Source organism: Curtobacterium sp. PhB190, assembly GCF_004365385.1.
In the GTDB taxonomy this organism is placed as follows: domain Bacteria; phylum Actinomycetota; class Actinomycetes; order Actinomycetales; family Microbacteriaceae; genus Curtobacterium.
Genome location: NZ_SODN01000010.1, coordinates 35,844 through 52,663, shown reverse-complemented (window position 1 = coordinate 52,663; position 16,820 = coordinate 35,844). Strand labels below are relative to the sequence as shown.

13 protein-coding genes are annotated in these 16,820 nt (G+C 72.5%); 7 read left to right on the top strand and 6 right to left on the bottom strand.

What is annotated here, in order from left to right:
- Positions 1–12: 12 nt before the first annotated feature.
- Genes EDF47_RS16295 through EDF47_RS16275 form a run of 5 tightly spaced genes read right to left on the bottom strand, consistent with a single transcriptional unit; the run spans position 13 to position 5,453 of the window.
- Positions 13–1,365: a DUF58 domain-containing protein gene (locus EDF47_RS16295; RefSeq protein ID WP_123292241.1), complete on the bottom strand. Its 1,353-nt coding sequence runs from the start codon at positions 1,363–1,365 to the stop codon at positions 13–15.
- Positions 1,365–2,393: a MoxR family ATPase gene (locus EDF47_RS16290; RefSeq protein WP_132100134.1), complete on the bottom strand. Its 1,029-nt coding sequence runs from the start codon at positions 2,391–2,393 to the stop codon at positions 1,365–1,367. The genes EDF47_RS16295 and EDF47_RS16290 overlap by 1 nt, the downstream gene beginning before the upstream one ends.
- Positions 2,390–3,622: a DUF4350 domain-containing protein gene (locus EDF47_RS16285; protein WP_132100135.1), complete on the bottom strand. Its 1,233-nt coding sequence runs from the start codon at positions 3,620–3,622 to the stop codon at positions 2,390–2,392. Before EDF47_RS16285 ends, EDF47_RS16290 begins: the two co-directional genes overlap by 4 nt.
- Positions 3,619–4,260 carry a DUF4129 domain-containing protein gene (locus tag EDF47_RS16280; protein WP_132100136.1) on the bottom strand — a complete coding sequence of 214 codons (642 nt, stop codon included), beginning with the start codon at positions 4,258–4,260 and terminating at the stop codon, positions 3,619–3,621. The genes EDF47_RS16285 and EDF47_RS16280 overlap by 4 nt, the downstream gene beginning before the upstream one ends.
- Positions 4,257–5,453 carry a glycerophosphoryl diester phosphodiesterase membrane domain-containing protein gene (locus tag EDF47_RS16275; protein ID WP_165918802.1) on the bottom strand — a complete coding sequence of 399 codons (1,197 nt, stop codon included), beginning with the start codon at positions 5,451–5,453 and terminating at the stop codon, positions 4,257–4,259. Before EDF47_RS16275 ends, EDF47_RS16280 begins: the two co-directional genes overlap by 4 nt.
- A gap of 328 nt (positions 5,454–5,781) precedes the next feature.
- On the opposite strand from EDF47_RS16275, the gene mtrA reads away from it, so the two are divergent.
- From mtrA to secA, 6 genes are all read left to right on the top strand, one after another.
- On the top strand, positions 5,782–6,456 hold the full coding sequence (gene mtrA / locus EDF47_RS16270; protein ID WP_123292246.1) for an MtrAB system response regulator MtrA: 675 nt from the start codon (positions 5,782–5,784) through the stop codon (positions 6,454–6,456).
- 5 nt (positions 6,457–6,461) lie between these two features.
- On the top strand, positions 6,462–8,183 hold the full coding sequence (gene mtrB, locus EDF47_RS16265; RefSeq protein ID WP_243692441.1) for an MtrAB system histidine kinase MtrB: 1,722 nt from the start codon (positions 6,462–6,464) through the stop codon (positions 8,181–8,183).
- Positions 8,183–9,877 carry a GerMN domain-containing protein gene (locus EDF47_RS16260; protein ID WP_123292247.1) on the top strand — a complete coding sequence of 565 codons (1,695 nt, stop codon included), beginning with the start codon at positions 8,183–8,185 and terminating at the stop codon, positions 9,875–9,877. The genes mtrB and EDF47_RS16260 overlap by 1 nt, the downstream gene beginning before the upstream one ends.
- A gap of 100 nt (positions 9,878–9,977) precedes the next feature.
- Positions 9,978–10,706 carry a phosphoribosyltransferase family protein gene (locus tag EDF47_RS16255; RefSeq protein ID WP_132100138.1) on the top strand — a complete coding sequence of 243 codons (729 nt, stop codon included), beginning with the start codon at positions 9,978–9,980 and terminating at the stop codon, positions 10,704–10,706.
- Positions 10,707–10,866: 160 nt separating this feature from the next.
- Entirely contained in the window at positions 10,867–11,568 is a 702-nt protein-coding gene (gene raiA, locus EDF47_RS16250) for a ribosome-associated translation inhibitor RaiA (RefSeq protein WP_123292249.1), read from the top strand.
- Between the two features lie 171 nt (positions 11,569–11,739).
- Positions 11,740–14,520, top strand: coding sequence for a preprotein translocase subunit SecA (gene secA / locus EDF47_RS16245; protein ID WP_123938737.1), 2,781 nt, complete (start codon positions 11,740–11,742; stop codon positions 14,518–14,520).
- A gap of 151 nt (positions 14,521–14,671) precedes the next feature.
- Here the strand turns inward: secA and EDF47_RS16240 are convergent, their stop codons facing one another.
- Positions 14,672–15,112, bottom strand: a complete 441-nt coding sequence (locus EDF47_RS16240; RefSeq protein WP_123938738.1) for an Rv3235 family protein — start codon at positions 15,110–15,112, stop codon at positions 14,672–14,674.
- A gap of 118 nt (positions 15,113–15,230) precedes the next feature.
- On the opposite strand from EDF47_RS16240, the gene EDF47_RS16235 reads away from it, so the two are divergent.
- Positions 15,231–16,730, top strand: coding sequence for a PAS domain-containing sensor histidine kinase (locus EDF47_RS16235; protein WP_111085963.1), 1,500 nt, complete (start codon positions 15,231–15,233; stop codon positions 16,728–16,730).
- The last annotated feature ends 90 nt before the right edge of the window (positions 16,731–16,820 follow it).

The following is a 16,820-nucleotide window of genomic DNA, read 5'->3' as shown; positions in this document are numbered from 1 at the left end:
GTCCGTCCCGTTTCAGAGCCGGCCGGTCGCCTTCGCGCGCAGGTAGGCGTCGGCCACGAGCGGTGGGACGTCCTCCGGTGCGCCACGGACGACCTCGGCGCCGCTCCGGCGTGCGACGTCGGCGACGCCGTCGGCATCGAGCAGGGTGCGTTCGGCGGCGGCCCGCCGGTACACGTCGCGCTCCGCGCCGGTGGGGAGGCCCGGCACGCGTCCGCCCCGCGCGGTGCGGATCGTCGTCGCCGGGTCCACCCCGCCGCGTGCGGTCCGCTGCACCGCCGGGTCCTCGATGCTCGTCACCACGACGGCGTGCCGCCGGGTGAGCCGGGGCAGTACCGCCAGCAGGTCACCGGAGGCACCGACCGAGTCGAGACTCGACGCCAGCACGACGAGCGCCCGTGAGGTCGTGATCGAGTCGACGAGCGCCGGCACGGCGGACCAGTCGGTCGCGGCGAGTCCGGGTTCCGCCATCGCGAGGGCCTCGCCGAAGCGCTGGACCACGTCGGTGCGGGTCGCCCCGTGCACACGGTCGTGGACGGTGTCGTCGAGGACCGCCAGGTCGACCCGGTCGCCGGCGGCCGCGGCCAGGGCACCGAGGAGCAGTGCGGACTCGATGAAGGTGTCGAGGCGTGGTTCGTCCGCGACCCTACCGGCCCCGGCGCGTCCGGCGTCGACGACGACCACGACCCGACGGTCGCGCTCCGGGCGCCAGGTGCGGACCACGAGGTCCTGCCGTCGCGCGGTCGCTCGCCAGTCGATGGAGCGGACGTCGTCGCCCCGGACGTAGTCGCGCAGCGAGTCGAACTCCGTGCCGTGGCCGCGGAGCTGCAGGGTGGTCTCACCGTCGAGTTCGCGCAACCGGGCCAGCCGTGACGGCAGGTGCCGTCGCGAGCGGAACGGCGGCGTGACGACGAGTTCGCCCGGCGCCGTGACGACCCGCTGCCGGGCGGCGAGACCGAGCGGGCCGAACGCCCGGACCGCCACGCCGGCCGTGCGGCGTCGACCGCGGCGGAACGGGGTGAACCGCATGCGGGCGGTCCGTCGTTCGCCCGCGGGCACCGTCATCCGGACCCGGCGCGGCCGGTGTCCGGCCGAGGGCTCCCACATGTCGCGGACGATGCCCCGGAGCACCCGCCCGCCGTCGTTCGCGAGCACGAGCGTGCCGTCGGCGGTGCTGTCCCGGCGGGCCAGTCGCGGCATCCGCCGTTCGACCCGCACGCGTGCCAGGTCGGCGGCGAGCAGGACGTCGAGGGCCGCGGCGAGCAGCACGACGACGACCCACGCCAGGCCGGCCCACCCGCTGGCGAGCAGCACGGTGGGCACGACGGCGACGGCGAGCAGCGCGACGAACCGGCCGGAGACCGCCACTAGATCGGCACCCGCACCTGCTCGAGCACCTGCTGGAGCACCCCGTCGGCGCCGACGCCCTCGAGCTCGGCGTCGGCGGCGACCCGGAGCCGGTGCCGCCAGACCGGCAGGGCCATCGCCTGCACATGGTCGGGCGTGATGGCGTCGTAGCCGGTGAGCCACGCCCAGGCCTTCGCGGCGGCGAGCAGGGCCGTCGCACCGCGCGGGCTGACCCCGACCCGGACGGACGGTGCCTGACGGGTGGCGCGGGCGAGGTCGACGATGTACGCCAGCACGTCGTCACGAGCACCGACGGCCCGGACGGCGCGCTGCGCGGCGAGGACCTCGTCGACGCCGACCACGGGGGTGATGCCCGCCGACCGGACGTCCCGCGGCACGAAGCCGTCGGCGTGCCGGCGGAGGACCTGCCACTCGACGTCGCGCGGCGGGATGTCGAGCGTCAGCTTCACCAGGAAGCGGTCGAGCTGCGCCTCGGGGAGCGTGTACGTGCCCTCGAACTCGATCGGGTTCATGGTCGCGGCGACGAAGAACGGGTCGGGCAGCAGCCGGGCGTCGCCGTCCACGCTGACCTGGCGTTCCTCCATCGCCTCGAGCAGGGCTGACTGGGTCTTCGGGGGCGTGCGGTTCACCTCGTCGGCGAGCAGCACGTTCGTGAAGACGGGGCCCTCGCGGAACGGGAACGTGCCGGTGGAGGCGTCGTACACGAGCGAACCGCTCACGTCGCCGGGCATCAGGTCCGGCGTGAACTGGATCCGCTTCGTGTCGAGGGACATCGCGGCGGCCAGGCTGCGGACGAGCAGGGTCTTGGCGACGCCGGGCACGCCCTCGAGCAGCACGTGCCCCTGCGCCAGGAGTCCGACGATCATGCCGGACACCGCGCCCTCCTGCCCGACGACGGCCTTGGCGACCTCGGCCCGGACCCGCCCGAAGGCGTCGCGGAGCCCGGGGTCGTGCTGGTTCCGGTCGTGCGGGGCGCGGTCGCCCGGTGCGGGGACGTGCTGGTCGGGGGCAGCTGGCAGGTCGGTCACGGTCGTGCTCCTGGTCGGTCGTGGTCGGTGCTGGGACGGTCGCCCGAGGTGGATCGTCGGACGGCCCGTTCGAGGTCGTCGAGTGCCCTCGTGCCGTCGACGAGCGCGCGGTCGTCGGAGGTCGGACCGCCGACGAGGACGGCGCCGACGCGGTCGTGCGGGATGCTGGTGGCGCGGGCCGCTGCGCGGACGACGTCGTCGACGTGCGCGGACCGGGGGAGTCCGAGCAGCCGGCCGATCCGGCGCACCGCGGCGACGCGGAGGGTGTCCAGGGCGTGGGTGCGGTCGTGGGTGCGGGCGTACATCCGGGCCCGGCCCTCGGTGGTCTCGGCGGCGCGGACCACGACGGGCATCCGCTCGACGACGAGCGGCCCGAGACGTCGGCCCCGCCACACCGCGGCGGCGACGGCCACCAGGGCGAGCAGCGCGAGGCTGCTCGGCACCCACGGTGGTGCGAGCTCGCCGAGGGTCGGGGCGGCGTCTGGGGCGCCGACGGTCGGCGTGTACCAGGTGAGGCGGTCGTCCGAGCCGAGCAGCCCGAGGGCGAGCGCGGCGTTCCCGGCGGTCGTGATCGTGTCGTTGCGGAACGCCGAGGTGGTGCCGACGAGGGTGACGTCGCCGCCGGGCGTCGCAGTGCGGACGAGTCCCCAGGCTCGGTCGTCGCCGCTGCCGGACGGCGCGCAGCGATCCGCGTCGGGGTCGTCCACCGTGTAGCCGTACCCGGCGGTGGACACCCGCGCAGCCGACGCCGCGGCCGGGATCGCGCAGGACGCGGTGGACACGGTGTCGTCGCCCTCGGGCGCGGTGGCCGTGGTGACGTCGAGGCCGAACGACGCGAACGGCGTGGAGTCGACGCCCACCAGGACCACGTGGTCGGCGGTCCGGGCGAGGCGCTCGGCGACGCCTGGGTCGAGGACGCCGTCGGAGTCGTCGACGAACACCGTGCCACCGTCGATCCCGTCGGCACGGTCGGTCACCCGGACGGAGGTGCCACGCTGCTCCAGGACCCGGACCAGCGCCGCCGATCCGCTCGCGGTGGTCGAGGTGGGGTCGAGCGGCCGGCGGTCCGGTCCCTCGGCGCCCTGCACCACGGCGGTGAGCACGGCGAGCACGAGCCCGACGAGCACGATCGCGATCCAGAAGCCGAACCGGAACCGGCGGCCCTCTGGCTGGTCCTCCGACGGCGCACCCGTGCGCGGCGCAGCGGCGGTGGCGGTGCTGGCGGTCATGCCGGTACCACCGGCCCCGAGGACCTGGCCGGACGAGCCTGGCGCACGGCGCGCTCGGTGTCGAGGACCCGGCGAGCGGTGCCCTCGTCGGCGTCGAGCCCGAGGTAGCGGACGGCGTCGAAGGCCGTCGCCGCGTCGTCGAGCGCCGCGGCCTCGGCGGGGAACGGCGCGGCACCCCGCACCGCGATGGTGCGTGCGGTGGCCCCGGGGATGTCCGGGACCAGGTCGCGCTCGCCGAGGCCGCGGGCCGTCGCACGGAAGCCGTCGAGGACCGCGGCCGACCAGTCGCCCCGGCGGATCGCGGACTGCGCGGCGTCGAGCAGTTCTCGGGCGGAGCGCAGGTCGTCGTCGTCGAACACTCCGCCGGTGTCGTCCGCGCCGCTGCGTGCACGACGTCGGGGGAGCCCGCGGGCCACGACGACGAGCACGACGACGGCGACGAGCACCACGATCGCGATCACCAGGGCCGTGCGTGCCACGACGGGGGAGTCGAGTCCGTCGGCGCGGAGCGACCCGAGCCAGTCCAGGAACGTCCGTGACGCGCGGTCCCACCAGGTCACGTGCGCGCCGTCGTACGCGGGCCGGTCGAGTTCGCGTTCGAGCAGACGGCGGGCCTCGTCGGGGTCGACCGCGGTCATGCGGTCCCGTCCGGCGGGCGGTGCTGCCCCTGCTGCGGCGGGTGTTGCGGCCACGGTTGCTGCTGTCCGGGCCAGGGCTGCTGCGCCTGCTGCTGTCCGGGCCACGCCTGCGGGGGCTGCCCGGCCCACGGCTGCTGCGCCCACGGCTGCTGCTGCCCGGCCCACTGCTGCGGCGGCCACGGCGGTCGGGCGACCGGTGCGGACGGTGCGAACGGGTCGGCCGGCTGCCCGGTGTCGAGGTGCGAGGCGATGCGCTGGTCGAGGGCCTCGGTCCGGATCCGCCGGTCGATGGTCAGGAAGGTGACGACCGCCGCGCTCAGCACGTCGGTGACGCACTGCACCGCGATCGCGAGCAGGCTGCCGATGACGATCAGGACGAGGGCGCCCGCACCGATGCCCGAGGACGCGTCGGTCTGCCCGAGCGGGTCGAACACGCCGCCGACGAGCACGGCCCCGATGGTGAGCGGCGCCGTGGCGATCGAGGCCGCGACGCCGAACATCACCTGCACGAGCAGCAGGATGCCGAAGGTCCGCCAGAACGCACCGCGGGTGAGCCGCCACGACTGCGCGGCGGCGGCGAAGACCGGTCGGCCCTCGAGCGCGATGGTCGGCACCGTGAAGGCGAAGCGGATGCCGAGCCACGTCAGCACGACACCGAAGCCCAGGACCATCACGAAGACCGCCAGGACGAACCACCCGGCGCCGGCGTCCCCGGCACCGAGCGCCGCGAAGAACCCGAAGAACACCACCGCGACGATGATCCCGACGACGAGCCCCGCGCCGATCTGCACGAACATCCACCCGACGACCGGCCACCGCCGCCCGGCGAGCAACGCCCACAGGCCCCGGAAGGTCGCGCGACGGCCGAGCACCCGCTGGCCGGTGTCCGCGGCGACCGGTGCGACCAGGAAGCCGCGCCCGAGGTACGCCAGGAACGGCAGGCCGATCGTCAGCAGGATCCACAGCGTCACCGAGCCCGCGACGATCGTGTCGCCGCCACCGCTGCCGTCGAACGCCGTCATCATCCGCGACTGCAGCGCCTGCTGGCCGAACGTGCTGACGAGGGTGGAGAGCAACCCGAGCACGCCGCTGAGCAGCACGCTCCAGAGCAGCAGGACGCGGGCGTTGCGGCGGAAGACCGTGAAGGCGCCGCCGAGCACGTCACCGAACCCGAGCGGGCGCAGGGGGATCACCGGACGCGAGCCGGACGGCGGACGACCGCCGGGGGGTCGACCCGGCCCCGGGGCGGGCGGCGGCGGTGCGGAGAAGCGGGGCGGGCCTCCCGGCTGTCCCTGCCACGCGCCCTGCTGCCCGGCACCCTGCTGCCCGGCCCCCTGCTGACCACCGCCAGGCGTCTGCCAATCGGACATGACCTCGGCCCCCTTCGTCGTGTCGGTCCGCGCTGCGACGCGCGGTCCACCTCCATCCTGGCGGAAAACGCCGCGTGACGGGGCCTCGGCTATCGTGTGGGGACACGTGCCGACCCGGCACCACCCGCACGCCACACGGAGTCCACATCACATGACACCGCGCATCCTCGTCGTCGACGACGACCAGGCCCTCGCCGAGATGATCGGCATCGTCCTCCGCTCGGAGGGCTACGAACCCGAGTTCAGCGCCGACGGCAACGACGCCGTCGACGCGTTCCACAGCACGAAGCCGGACCTCGTCCTGCTCGACGTGATGCTCCCGGGCATCGACGGCATCGAGGTCTGCAAGCGCATCCGTGCCGAGAGTGGCACGCCGATCATCATGCTCACCGCCAAGAGCGACACCGCCGACGTCGTCCTCGGCCTCGAGAACGGGGCCGACGACTACGTCGTCAAGCCGTTCAACCCGAAGGAGCTCGTCGCCCGCATCCGCACGCGGCTGCGGCCGAGCGCCACCGACGCCACGGTGCTGCACGTCGGCGACGTGACGGTCGACGTCGCCGGGCACGAGGTCCGCCGCGGTGACACCGTCATCGCGCTCACCCCGCTCGAGTTCGACCTGCTCCGCGCGCTCGCCGAGAAGCCGAACCAGGTCTTCACCCGCGAGATGCTGCTCGAGCAGGTCTGGGGCTACCACTACAAGGCCGACACCCGCCTGGTGAACGTGCACGTCCAGCGCCTGCGCGCGAAGATCGAGCACGACCCGGACAACCCGAAGACCGTCACCACGGTCCGCGGCGTCGGGTACCGGGCCGGAGGAGCCTGACCACCGTGCCGCCCGCCCCGCCCGCCGGCACCGCTCCCGGCACGGCAGCCGGTGCCGCCCCCGGCACGGCCACCGTGTCGATCGGGGTGGTCGGCCGTGGCCGACGACGGATGCGCCGCTGGGTCCGCCGTGGCTGGCGGCCCGTCGCGTACGTGTGGCGTCGGTCCCTGATGTTCCGCTCGGTCGCCATCACCGTGATGACGACCGGACTGGCGGTCGGGATCATCGGCACCGCCGTCATGGTGAGCATCTCGACGAACGTCTACTCGCAGCGCCGCGACCAGATCGAGTCCGAGTCGGCCCGCGCGACCATCGTCGCGCAGGGGATCTTCGACGCCGCCACCGCGGCCGAGGACAACAACCAGTCCGAGCTCGAGACGCTGCAGAACGAGGCGCAGCAGGCGATCCTGTCGAACACGACGAGCCCCGGCGGCACGAGCATCGCGATCGAACGGAGCCCCGACCAGTCCACCCCGCAGACGCTGCAGACCATCGCGAGCCAGGACTTCCCGGACGCCGTCATCACGGACGCCCTGCGCAAGGAGGTCGGCGCGAACACCGGCAAGCTCAGCCTGCAGCCGGTGCAGCTCGACGACGACGGCCGACGCGTGCCCGGGCTGGCCGTCGGCTCCACGCTGCAGATCCCGAGCGCCGGCCAGTACGAGCTGTACCTGGTCTACGACCTGTCCGATGCCCAGCAGACCCTCGACTTCGTGTCGCAGACGCTCTCGATCGGCGGCGTCGCGCTCATGGTGCTCATCGCCCTGGTGACCTCGCTCGTCGTCCGGCTGGTCGTGGTCCCGATCCGCGAGGCAGCGGAGACGAGCCGCAAGATCGCGGCCGGACGCCTCGACGAACGCATCCCGGTGCGCGGCCAGGACGACCTGGCGACCCTCGCGCGGAGCTTCAACGGCATGGCCGAGGCCGTCAGTCGGCAGATCACCCAGCTCGCCGAGCTCTCCCGCGTGCAGCAGCGCTTCGTGTCGGACGTGTCCCACGAGCTGCGCACGCCGCTCACCACCATCCGGCTCGCCGGCGACATGCTCTTCGACTCGCGGCACGCGTTCGAGCCGTCGGTCGGGCGCTCGGCCGAGCTCCTGCACGCCCAGGTGGAGCGGTTCGAGCTGCTGCTCGCCGACCTGCTCGAGATCTCCCGCTACGACGCGCAGGCCGTGCAGCTCGACACCGAGCCGTCGGTGCCGGCGGCGCTCGCCGCGGACATCGTCGAGGAGTTCCGCCCCCTTGCCGAACGCGCCGGCATCGACCTGCAGCTCGCCACCCCCGGCGGCCACACCACGATGCGGCTCGACGCCAAGCGCGTCCGCCGCATCCTGCGCAACCTGGTCGGCAACGCGATCGAGCACGGTGACGCCAAGCCCGTCCAGGTCGTCGTCGACAGCGACGCCCGCACGGTCGCCATCGCGGTGCGCGACCAGGGCGTCGGCATGCCGCCGGAGGACGCAGCACGGGTGTTCGACCGGTTCTGGCGCGCCGACCCGAGCCGCAAGCGCACCATCGGCGGCACCGGCCTGGGTCTCGCGATCAGCCTGGGCGACGCGAAGTTGCACGGCGGTCGGATCGACGTGTGGTCGCGCCCCGGTCAGGGATCGACCTTCGTGCTGACGCTGCCCCGCAACGAGCAGGTCACCGCCGCGACGTCGGCGATCCCGCTGCCCGAGCTCGACGAGTCGTACGACGGCCCCCGCGCCGTGCGAGAGGAGTCCTGATGCGCCCCCGTCTCCGCCCCCGCTTCCGGCACGTCGTCGCCGCGGCGCTGGCGGCCGTCAGCGTGCTGGCGCTCACCGCCTGCGCCGCCATCCCCGTCGACGGCGCCGTCCGCACCGGGCAGACGATCAAGGACGAGTCGCTGTCCGGCGTCGACTTCCGGCCGGACAAGCCGATCACCGGCTCCGACCAGACGGCGATCCTGCGCGGGTTCATCGCGGCGGCCACCGGTGCACAGGACAACTACGCCATCGCCCGGCAGTTCCTCGCCTCGGACTTCTCGCAGCAGTGGAACCCGCGGCAGGGCGTCACGATCCGCGACGGCAGCGGCACCGTCGAGCGCGCCGACGACCGCGAACTGACGTACACGCTCACCGCGAGCGCGACGGTGGACTCCGAGGGGGAGTACACCCAGGCGGTCCGCCCGACCTCGTCCACGCTGACGTTCCAGTTCACCCGCGAGGACGGCGAGTGGCGCATCGCCTACGCCCCGGACGGCATCATCCTGTCCCCGGTGAGCTTCGACTCCGTCTTCCAGCAGCACGCCCTGTACTTCTACGACCCGACGTTCCGGTTCCTCGTGCCCGACGAGCGCTGGTTCCTCGCCCGCTCGTCCACCAGCACCCGCATCGCCAGCGCCCTGATGGCCGGTCCCGCCGACTGGTTGAAGGGCGCCGTGGTCTCGTCGTTCCCCGAGGGCACCCAGCTCTCCCTGAACGCGGTCACCATCGACAGCGGCACGGCACTCGTCGACCTGTCCAGCGACGCCCTGCGGGCCAGCACCGTCGACCGCGTCCGGATGCGCGAGCAGCTGAGCAAGTCGCTCGCCTCGGTCGCCACGATCTCGTCGGTGTCGATGACCATCGAGGGCGCGAGCCTGTCCGTCCCGGACTCGAGCGGGGCGAACGCGCAGCAGAACCCGGACGTCGACCCCCGCCCCCTCGTCGACGAGGACGGTGTGGTCGGCTACGCGGCCACGGGCACCGGCAAGGTCTCGAAGCTCGGCGGCGGCGTCGGCGACACCGTGGCCGGCCTCGACCCGACCTCGATCTCGCTGTCCGCCTCCGGCACCACGGCCGCCGTCGGCAACCGCGACGGTGCCGTCGTCGTCCGCGGCGACGACCACCTGCGCGTCGACGCCCGCGAGGACCTCGTCGCCCCCGCGATCGACGACCTCGGGTTCGTGTGGGTCGGCCAGTCGTCGGACACCCGCCGGATCACCGCCTACGGCCTCGGCGGCGACCCGCACCAGGTCGCGACGTCGTTGCCGCGCGGCGACCTCGTGTCGTTCCAGGTCTCCCGCGACTCGACCCGGGCACTCGCCCTGATCCAGACCGCCGACGGCCCCGGCCTGTACGTGATGGCGATCATCCGCGGGTCCGACCGGTCCCCGACGTCGTTCGGCGCAGCCGTCCGGGTGCAGGCAGCCACCGGCGACGCGGTCGGGGCGACGTGGGTGAACGACACCGACGTGGCCTCGGTCGGGCAGACCACGGCCGGGCCGAACGTCGTCCGGACCACCATCGGCGGGCAGTCGAGCACCCTGCCGAAGCCGGACGGTCGTGCGACCTCGATCAGCGGCGGGAGCGGTGGTGCTCTGCTGCTCCGGATGTCGAGCGGGTCGGTGCTGCAGTCGACCGGCGGCGGTTGGGACACCACCGGCGTGACCGCCGACGTGCTCGGCGTCCAGCGCTGACGTCGCGGTCACCCCTCCACACCCACCCCGGCCAGGAGGCCCGTCCACCGTCCGCACGGTCGGCCCACTACCGCCGTCCGGTCGCCACCACACTCGTCGCATGCGCACCGAGGACCCGCCCACCGAGGACCGGTCCACGGCGGGCCCGCTCACCGGGGACCGGTCCACCGCGGACCCGCTCACCCCGTGGCGCGACGCGGCGCTCGCGGTGCTCGGCCTGTTCCTGCCGGTGGACTGCCTGGGCTGCGGACGCCCCGACCGTGCGCTCTGCCGGGCCTGCCGCGCCGCCCTGGCCGCGCGCCCGCGCCGGGTCCGACTCGTCGCGGGCGTGCGGCTCGACGCCGCCTTCGAGTACGAGGGACTCGTCCGGACCCTGCTGCTCGAGCTGAAGCTCCGCGGTCGGGTGGACGTCGCACGACCGCTCGGCGCTCGCTTCGGCTCGCTCGTGCGTGCCGCGCTCGCCGAGGCACCCGTCGGCACCGTCGTGCTGCGGGTCCCGCCGTCGCGGGCGGGGGCACGGCGTCGGGGGTTCGACCCCGTGGTGCTGCTGCTCGCCCGCGGCGGCGTCCGTGGCACCGGGCGGCTCCGACGGGTGCGGGTCCGGGGTGGACCGGCGAGCGGGGGGCCGGGCCAGAAGGAACGGACGGCGATCGAGCGGGTCGCCGCGACCGTCGGGACGCTGCGGGCGTGCGGGGTCGACGGGCGGGACGTGGTGCTCGTGGACGACGTCGTGACGACCGGCGTCACGATGGCCGAGGGGGTGCGGGCGGTCCGCGCCGCGGGCGGCCGGGTCGTCCGGTGCGTGGCCGTCGCGAGCGTCGAGGACTGACGGCTCGGTGAACACCGGGTGACCGCTGTGCGTCCGGTGGGTGTCCGGCAGACTCGCCGACGCACCGTGACGCGGGACCTGCGGCGGGTCTAGCCTCGCGGCAAGGCGTTCGGGTTCGCCGGATGGAGGCGACGCGCCGAAGCTCGATGGGAGCCGCGACATGGACGTGACGATCACAGGCCGGAACGTCGGGGTCACCGACCGATTCCGCACCTACGTCGAACAGAAGTCCGAGAAGATCGACGTGCTCGCTGACCGTGCGCTCGCCTTCGAGGTGCGCATCAGCCGCCACCACGAGAAGTCGGGCGGCAGCCAGGGCGAGGACCGCATCGAGCTGACGCTCATCGGTCCCGGGCCCCTCGTGCGGGCGGAGTCCGCGGCGTCCGACAAGTACGCCGCCTTCGACCTCGCCTTCGCCCGCATCATGGAACGGCTGCGTCGTGCTCGTGACCGGCGCAAGGTGCACCGCGGTCGTCACCGCCCGACCTCGGTGGCCGAGGCCGCAGGCAGTGGCTTCGACGGCATGGGGGTGGTCCCCGCTGACGGCCGCCTCATCGAGGACGTCGCCACCGGCGCGGTCACGGTCGTCGACGCCGACGCACCGGAGGACGAGGACGACGAGGTCTACAGCCCCGTGGTCATCCGGCACAAGGTCTTCGAGGCCGCCCCGATGACCGTCGACGACGCCCTGTACTTCATGGAGCTCGTCGGACACGACTTCTACCTGTTCGTGGACGCCGAGACCCACCGCCCGAGCGTCGTCTACCGACGCAAGGGCTGGGACTACGGCGTGATCGGCATCGACGACCAGACCGGTGCCGCGGCATCGGTGGACGCCGAGCCGGCCGCCGCGCTCGCCTGACGCGATCGCTGCGGACACCGTCCGACCCGTGTGTGCGCGGTCCGTTCGCGGGCCGCGCACACCGCTGCCCCCACACCGACGCCCCTCACAGCGCACGGCACCGGGGGGTTGCTAGCATGACTGGTCGATCGGGCGCGCAGGTCGCGCACGACGACCCCGTAAGGAGCTCACGTGGCAAACGTGCTGGAGAAGGTCCTCCGCATCGGCGAAGGACGCACCGTCCGCCGGCTGAAGGCGTACGCCTCGGCGATCAACGACCTCGAGGACGACTTCTCGAGCCTCACCGACGAGGAACTCCAGGACGAGACGAAGGAGCTGCGCGAGCGGTACGCCAACGGCGAGACCCTCGACGACCTGCTCCCCGAGGCGTTCGCCGCCGTGCGGGAAGCAGCGAAGCGCACCCTCGGCATGCGGCACTTCGACGTGCAGCTCATGGGCGGGGCGGCCCTGCACCTCGGCAACATCGCCGAGATGAAGACCGGTGAGGGCAAGACCCTCGTCGCGACGACGGCGGCGTACCTCAACGCGATCCCGTCGCGTGGCGTGCACGTCATCACGGTCAACGACTACCTGGCGTCGTACCAGTCCGAGATCATGGGTCGCGTCTTCCGCGCCCTCGGCATGACGACCGGCTGCATCATCGCCAACCAGACGCCGGCCGAGCGCCGCGAGCAGTACGCGGCGGACATCACCTACGGCACGAACAACGAGTTCGGCTTCGACTACCTGCGCGACAACATGGCGTGGCAGGCCTCCGACATGGTGCAGCGCGGCCACTTCTTCGCCGTCGTCGACGAGGTCGACTCGATCCTCATCGACGAGGCCCGCACGCCGCTCATCATCTCCGGCCCGTCCTCGGGCGAGGCCAACCGGTGGTTCACGGAGTTCGCCTCGATCGCCAAGCGCCTCACGCCGGGCGAGGACTACGAGGTCGACGAGAAGAAGCGCACCGTCGGCGTGCTCGAGCCCGGCATCGAGAAGGTCGAGGACTACCTCGGCATCGACAACCTGTACGAGTCGGCGAACACCCCGCTCATCTCGTTCCTCAACAACTCCATCAAGGCCGTCGCCCTGTTCAAGCGCGACAAGGACTACGTCGTGATGAACGGCGAGGTGCTCATCGTCGACGAGCACACCGGCCGCATCCTGATGGGCCGTCGCTACAACGAGGGCATCCACCAGGCGATCGAGGCGAAGGAGAACGTCGAGGTCAAGGCGGAGAACCAGACCCTCGCCACGGTCACGCTGCAGAACTACTTCCGGCTGTACCAGAAGCTCTCCGGCATGACCGGTACCGCCGAGACCGAAGCGGCCGAGTTCATGTCGACCTACAAGCTCGGCGTGGTCCCGATCCCGACGAACAAGCCGATGCAGCGCATCGACCAGACCGACCTGGTCTACAAGAACGAGAAGTCCAAGTTCGAGCAGGTCGCCGAGGACATCGCCGAGCGCCACGAGCAGGGCCAGCCCGTCCTCGTCGGCACCACGAGCGTCGAGAAGTCCGAGTACCTGTCGAAGCTCCTCGCCAAGAAGGGCGTGAAGCACGAGGTCCTCAACGCGAAGAACCACGCGCGTGAAGCCGCGATCGTCGCCCAGGCCGGTCGCCTCGGCGCCGTCACCGTCGCGACGAACATGGCCGGCCGAGGCACCGACATCATGCTCGGCGGCAACTCCGAGTTCCTGGCGGTGCAGGAGATGCACGCCAAGGGCCTGTCGCCGACCGAGACCCCCGACGAGTACGAAGCCGAGTGGGACGAGGTCTTCGCCCGCGTCAAGGCCGAGGTCGAGGTCGAGGGCGACAAGGTCCGCGAGGCCGGTGGGCTCTACGTCCTCGGCACCGAGCGCCACGAGTCGCGCCGCATCGACAACCAGCTGCGCGGTCGTTCCGGTCGTCAGGGTGACCCGGGCGAGAGCCGCTTCTACCTGTCGCTCACCGACGACCTCATGCGCCTGTTCAACTCCGGTGCCGCCGAGAGCCTCATGGGCCGCTCGAACGTGCCGGACGACCTGGCGATCGAGAACAAGCTCGTCGGCCGCGCGATCCGTTCCGCCCAGGCGCAGGTCGAGGGCCGGAACGCCGAGATCCGCAAGAACGTCCTGAAGTACGACGACGTCCTGAACCGGCAGCGCGAGGCGATCTACAGCGACCGCCGCCACATCCTCGAGGGCGACGACCTGCACGACCGCGCGCAGTCGTTCCTCAAGGCCGTCATCGACGACGTGATCGACACCCACACCGGCGAGGGCTCGCCGGACGACTGGGACCTCGACGCCATGTGGACCGAGCTCGGCACGCTCTACCCGATCTCGATCTCGATCGACGAGGTCATCACCGAGGCCGGCTCGAAGGGCAAGGCATCGCGTGACTTCCTCGGCCGCGAGATCCTCTCCGACGCCAAGCTGGCGTACTCCACGCGTGAGGAGCTCCTCGGCGACGAGGCGATGCGCGAGCTCGAGCGTCGTGTCGTCCTGTCGGTGATCGACCGCCGCTGGCGCGACCACCTGTACGAGATGGACTACCTCAAGGACGGCATCGGCCTCCGCGCGATGGCGCAGCGTGACCCGCTCGTCGAGTACCAGCGCGAGGGCTACGCGCTGTTCCAGACGATGATGGGCCAGATCCGCGAAGAGTCGGTCGGCTACCTGTTCAACCTCGAGGTCCAGGTGCAGTCCGACGGCGAGAACGCCGTCATCGAGGCCAAGGGTCTCGGCGAGGACGAGGTCTCCGGCCTCGAGTACTCGGCACCGTCGATCGACGGCGAGGTCGAGGTGCGCGACGAGAAGGGCCGCCTCGAGCAGGCCGCCACGGCGCGTGCGCAGCAGGCCCAGGCCGAGGCCGAGGCAGCTGCCGAGCCCGAGCAGGGCTCCGCGTTCGGCAACGCGGCCACGGCCTCCGGCCAGGCTGCCGCGGCCGGCAACCGTGCCGAGCGTCGTCAGGCGTCGAAGAAGTAGTCCGCGTGCGCGCGAGCGCATCGTGAGCAGCAATGGTCGGGTCCCGCGTCGGGACCCGACCATTGCTGCTCACCAAGCGCACCACGCGCACCGACGACGGACGGGAGGCCCGTGGCGGCACCGCCACGGGCCTCCCGTCCGCGTCAGGCACCTACAGGACGCCGATCGCGGTCGCCCGCCACCTGCCGTCCCGCGTCTCCAACCGCATCGCCACGGCGCGTGCATGACTGCGCGTGTGCACGACGACGGTCGCCTCGGCGACGCCGTCCGCCGGTCGGCAGACGAGCACGCTGCCGACCCGCAGCACCGCTCGGCTCCGCGACCGTCGGCGCACCGAGCGGGCGTGCGCGGCCACGGCTGCACGTTGCTGCAGGTGTCGGTGCACGTCGTCGGTGATCCAGCGGGCGATGCTGTCGACCTCGCGGGCCCCGGTCAGGACCTCGGCGACGCACAGTCCCAGGGCGCGTGCGGTGTCCGCCGGGTCCGGAGGGCCGCTCGCCGGTTCCTCGACCGGTTGCGGTTCGACGATCGTCAGTGGCGGCGAGTGTGCCGTCGTCGTCGTGTGGTCGATCCGGCGTGCCTGCTCCGCCACCCCTGCCCCTTCCGTTGCTGGAGCGAGCGTATGGGGCGTGCAACATGAGAAATACAAAGCTGCTGGGCCTGTGGAGAGGACGACGTTCTCCACAAGTCGGCGCACCTAGACTGGCTGGGTGTCGACCCTCAGTGACCTCGTCCTCGCGCAAGGCCGTTCCTCCGAAGCCGACGTGGAGTGGCTCCACCTGCTCGTGGGGGACTGGCAGCTCCTCGCCGACCTGTCCTTCGCCGACATGGTGCTGTGGGTGCCGACTGCCGAGGACGGCTCGTTCGTCGCCGTGGCACACGCCCGACCGAGCTCCGCCGCCACGCTGTTCTACCGCGACATCGTCGGCCAGGAGATCCGCGAGGAGTGGCGCGGTCAGGTGACCGAGAGCTTCGCCGGCGCCCGCGTCGTCGACTCCGCTGAGCCCGACTGGTACGAGGACACCCCCACCCGGGTCCGTGCGATCCCGGTGCTGCGGCGCCTCAGTGCCAAGAGCGCAGAGACCACCGAGCGGCCGATCGCCGTCGTCACGCGGCACTCCAACCAGGACGAGATGCGGACGCCGAGCCGTCAGGAACTGAACTTCACCGCGAGTGCGAACGACCTGTTCGGCATGATCGCGACGGGCGACTTCCCGGACCTCGGAGCACCGGCCGGTCCGCGCCGCGGCGCCCCGCGCGCCAGCGACGGTCTGCTGCGCCTCGACACCGCCGGCATCGTGACGTTCGCCAGCCCGAACGGCCTGAGCGCCTTCAACCGGATGGGCTTCGAGGGGGAGCTCGAGCGGAAGTCCCTCGCCGAGGTCACCACCGAGCTCATCGGCGCGCAGCTCGACGTCGACGAGTCATTGCCCCTCGTCGTCACCGGTCGCGCTCCGTGGCGGGCCGACATCGAGTCGAAGGGCGTGACGGTGTCGCTGCGGTCGATCCCGCTCCGCGACCACGGCGACCGCATCGGAGCGATCGTGCTCTGCCGCGACGTGTCCGAGCTCCGGCACCAGGAGCGCGAGCTCATCACCAAGGACGCGACGATCCGCGAGATCCACCACCGCGTCAAGAACAACCTGCAGACGGTGGCGTCGTTGCTGCGCATCCAGGCTCGCCGGACACACTCCGACGAGGCACGCACGTCCCTGCAGAACGCGATGCGCCGCGTGGCAGCCATCGCGGTCGTGCACGACACGCTGTCGAGCGGCCTGAGCCAGACGGTCGACTTCGACGACGTCTTCGACTCGGTGCTCAAGCTCGTCACCGAGGTCGCCGCGTCGCACAACACGACCGTGCACCCGAAGAAGACCGGCGAGTTCGGGGTGCTGCCGTCCGAGGCTGCCACGCCGCTCGCACTCGGGCTCACCGAGCTCGTCACGAACGCCGTCGAGCACGGACTGGACGGCCGCGACGGTGAGGTCGAGATCGTCGCCCGCCGGTTCGACGACCACCTGGAGATCGAGGTCCGTGACAACGGCGTGGGTCTGCCCGAGGGGAAGGTCGGGTCGGGCCTCGGCACCCAGATCGTCCGCACGCTCATCCAGGGTGAACTCGGCGGCACGATCGACTGGCACACCCTGACCGGCAGCGGCACCGAGGTGACGATCACCATCCCGTTCCGCTGGCTGACCGCTCCCGCCTAGCCCGCGCGCTGCGCCGCGCCGCGCCCGCGGGAGTCGCGCGTCGGGTCCGCGCCCGCTCGTGAGGTTCCGAGATCTGCGCATCTCGGCGGG

What these genes read in the sequence shown, in the direction of transcription:
- EDF47_RS16285 (WP_132100135.1), bottom strand. Translation starts at nt 3,622, where the DNA reads ATGACCGCCAGCACCGCCACCGCCGCTGCGCCGCGCACGGGTGCGCCG.
- EDF47_RS16280 (WP_132100136.1), bottom strand. Translation starts at nt 4,260, where the DNA reads ATGACCGCGGTCGACCCCGACGAGGCCCGCCGTCTGCTCGAACGCGAA.
- mtrA (WP_123292246.1), top strand. Translation starts at nt 5,782, where the DNA reads ATGACACCGCGCATCCTCGTCGTCGACGACGACCAGGCCCTCGCCGAG.
- EDF47_RS16260 (WP_123292247.1), top strand. Translation starts at nt 8,183, where the DNA reads ATGCGCCCCCGTCTCCGCCCCCGCTTCCGGCACGTCGTCGCCGCGGCG.
- EDF47_RS16255 (WP_132100138.1), top strand. Translation starts at nt 9,978, where the DNA reads ATGCGCACCGAGGACCCGCCCACCGAGGACCGGTCCACGGCGGGCCCG.
- raiA (WP_123292249.1), top strand. Translation starts at nt 10,867, where the DNA reads ATGGACGTGACGATCACAGGCCGGAACGTCGGGGTCACCGACCGATTC.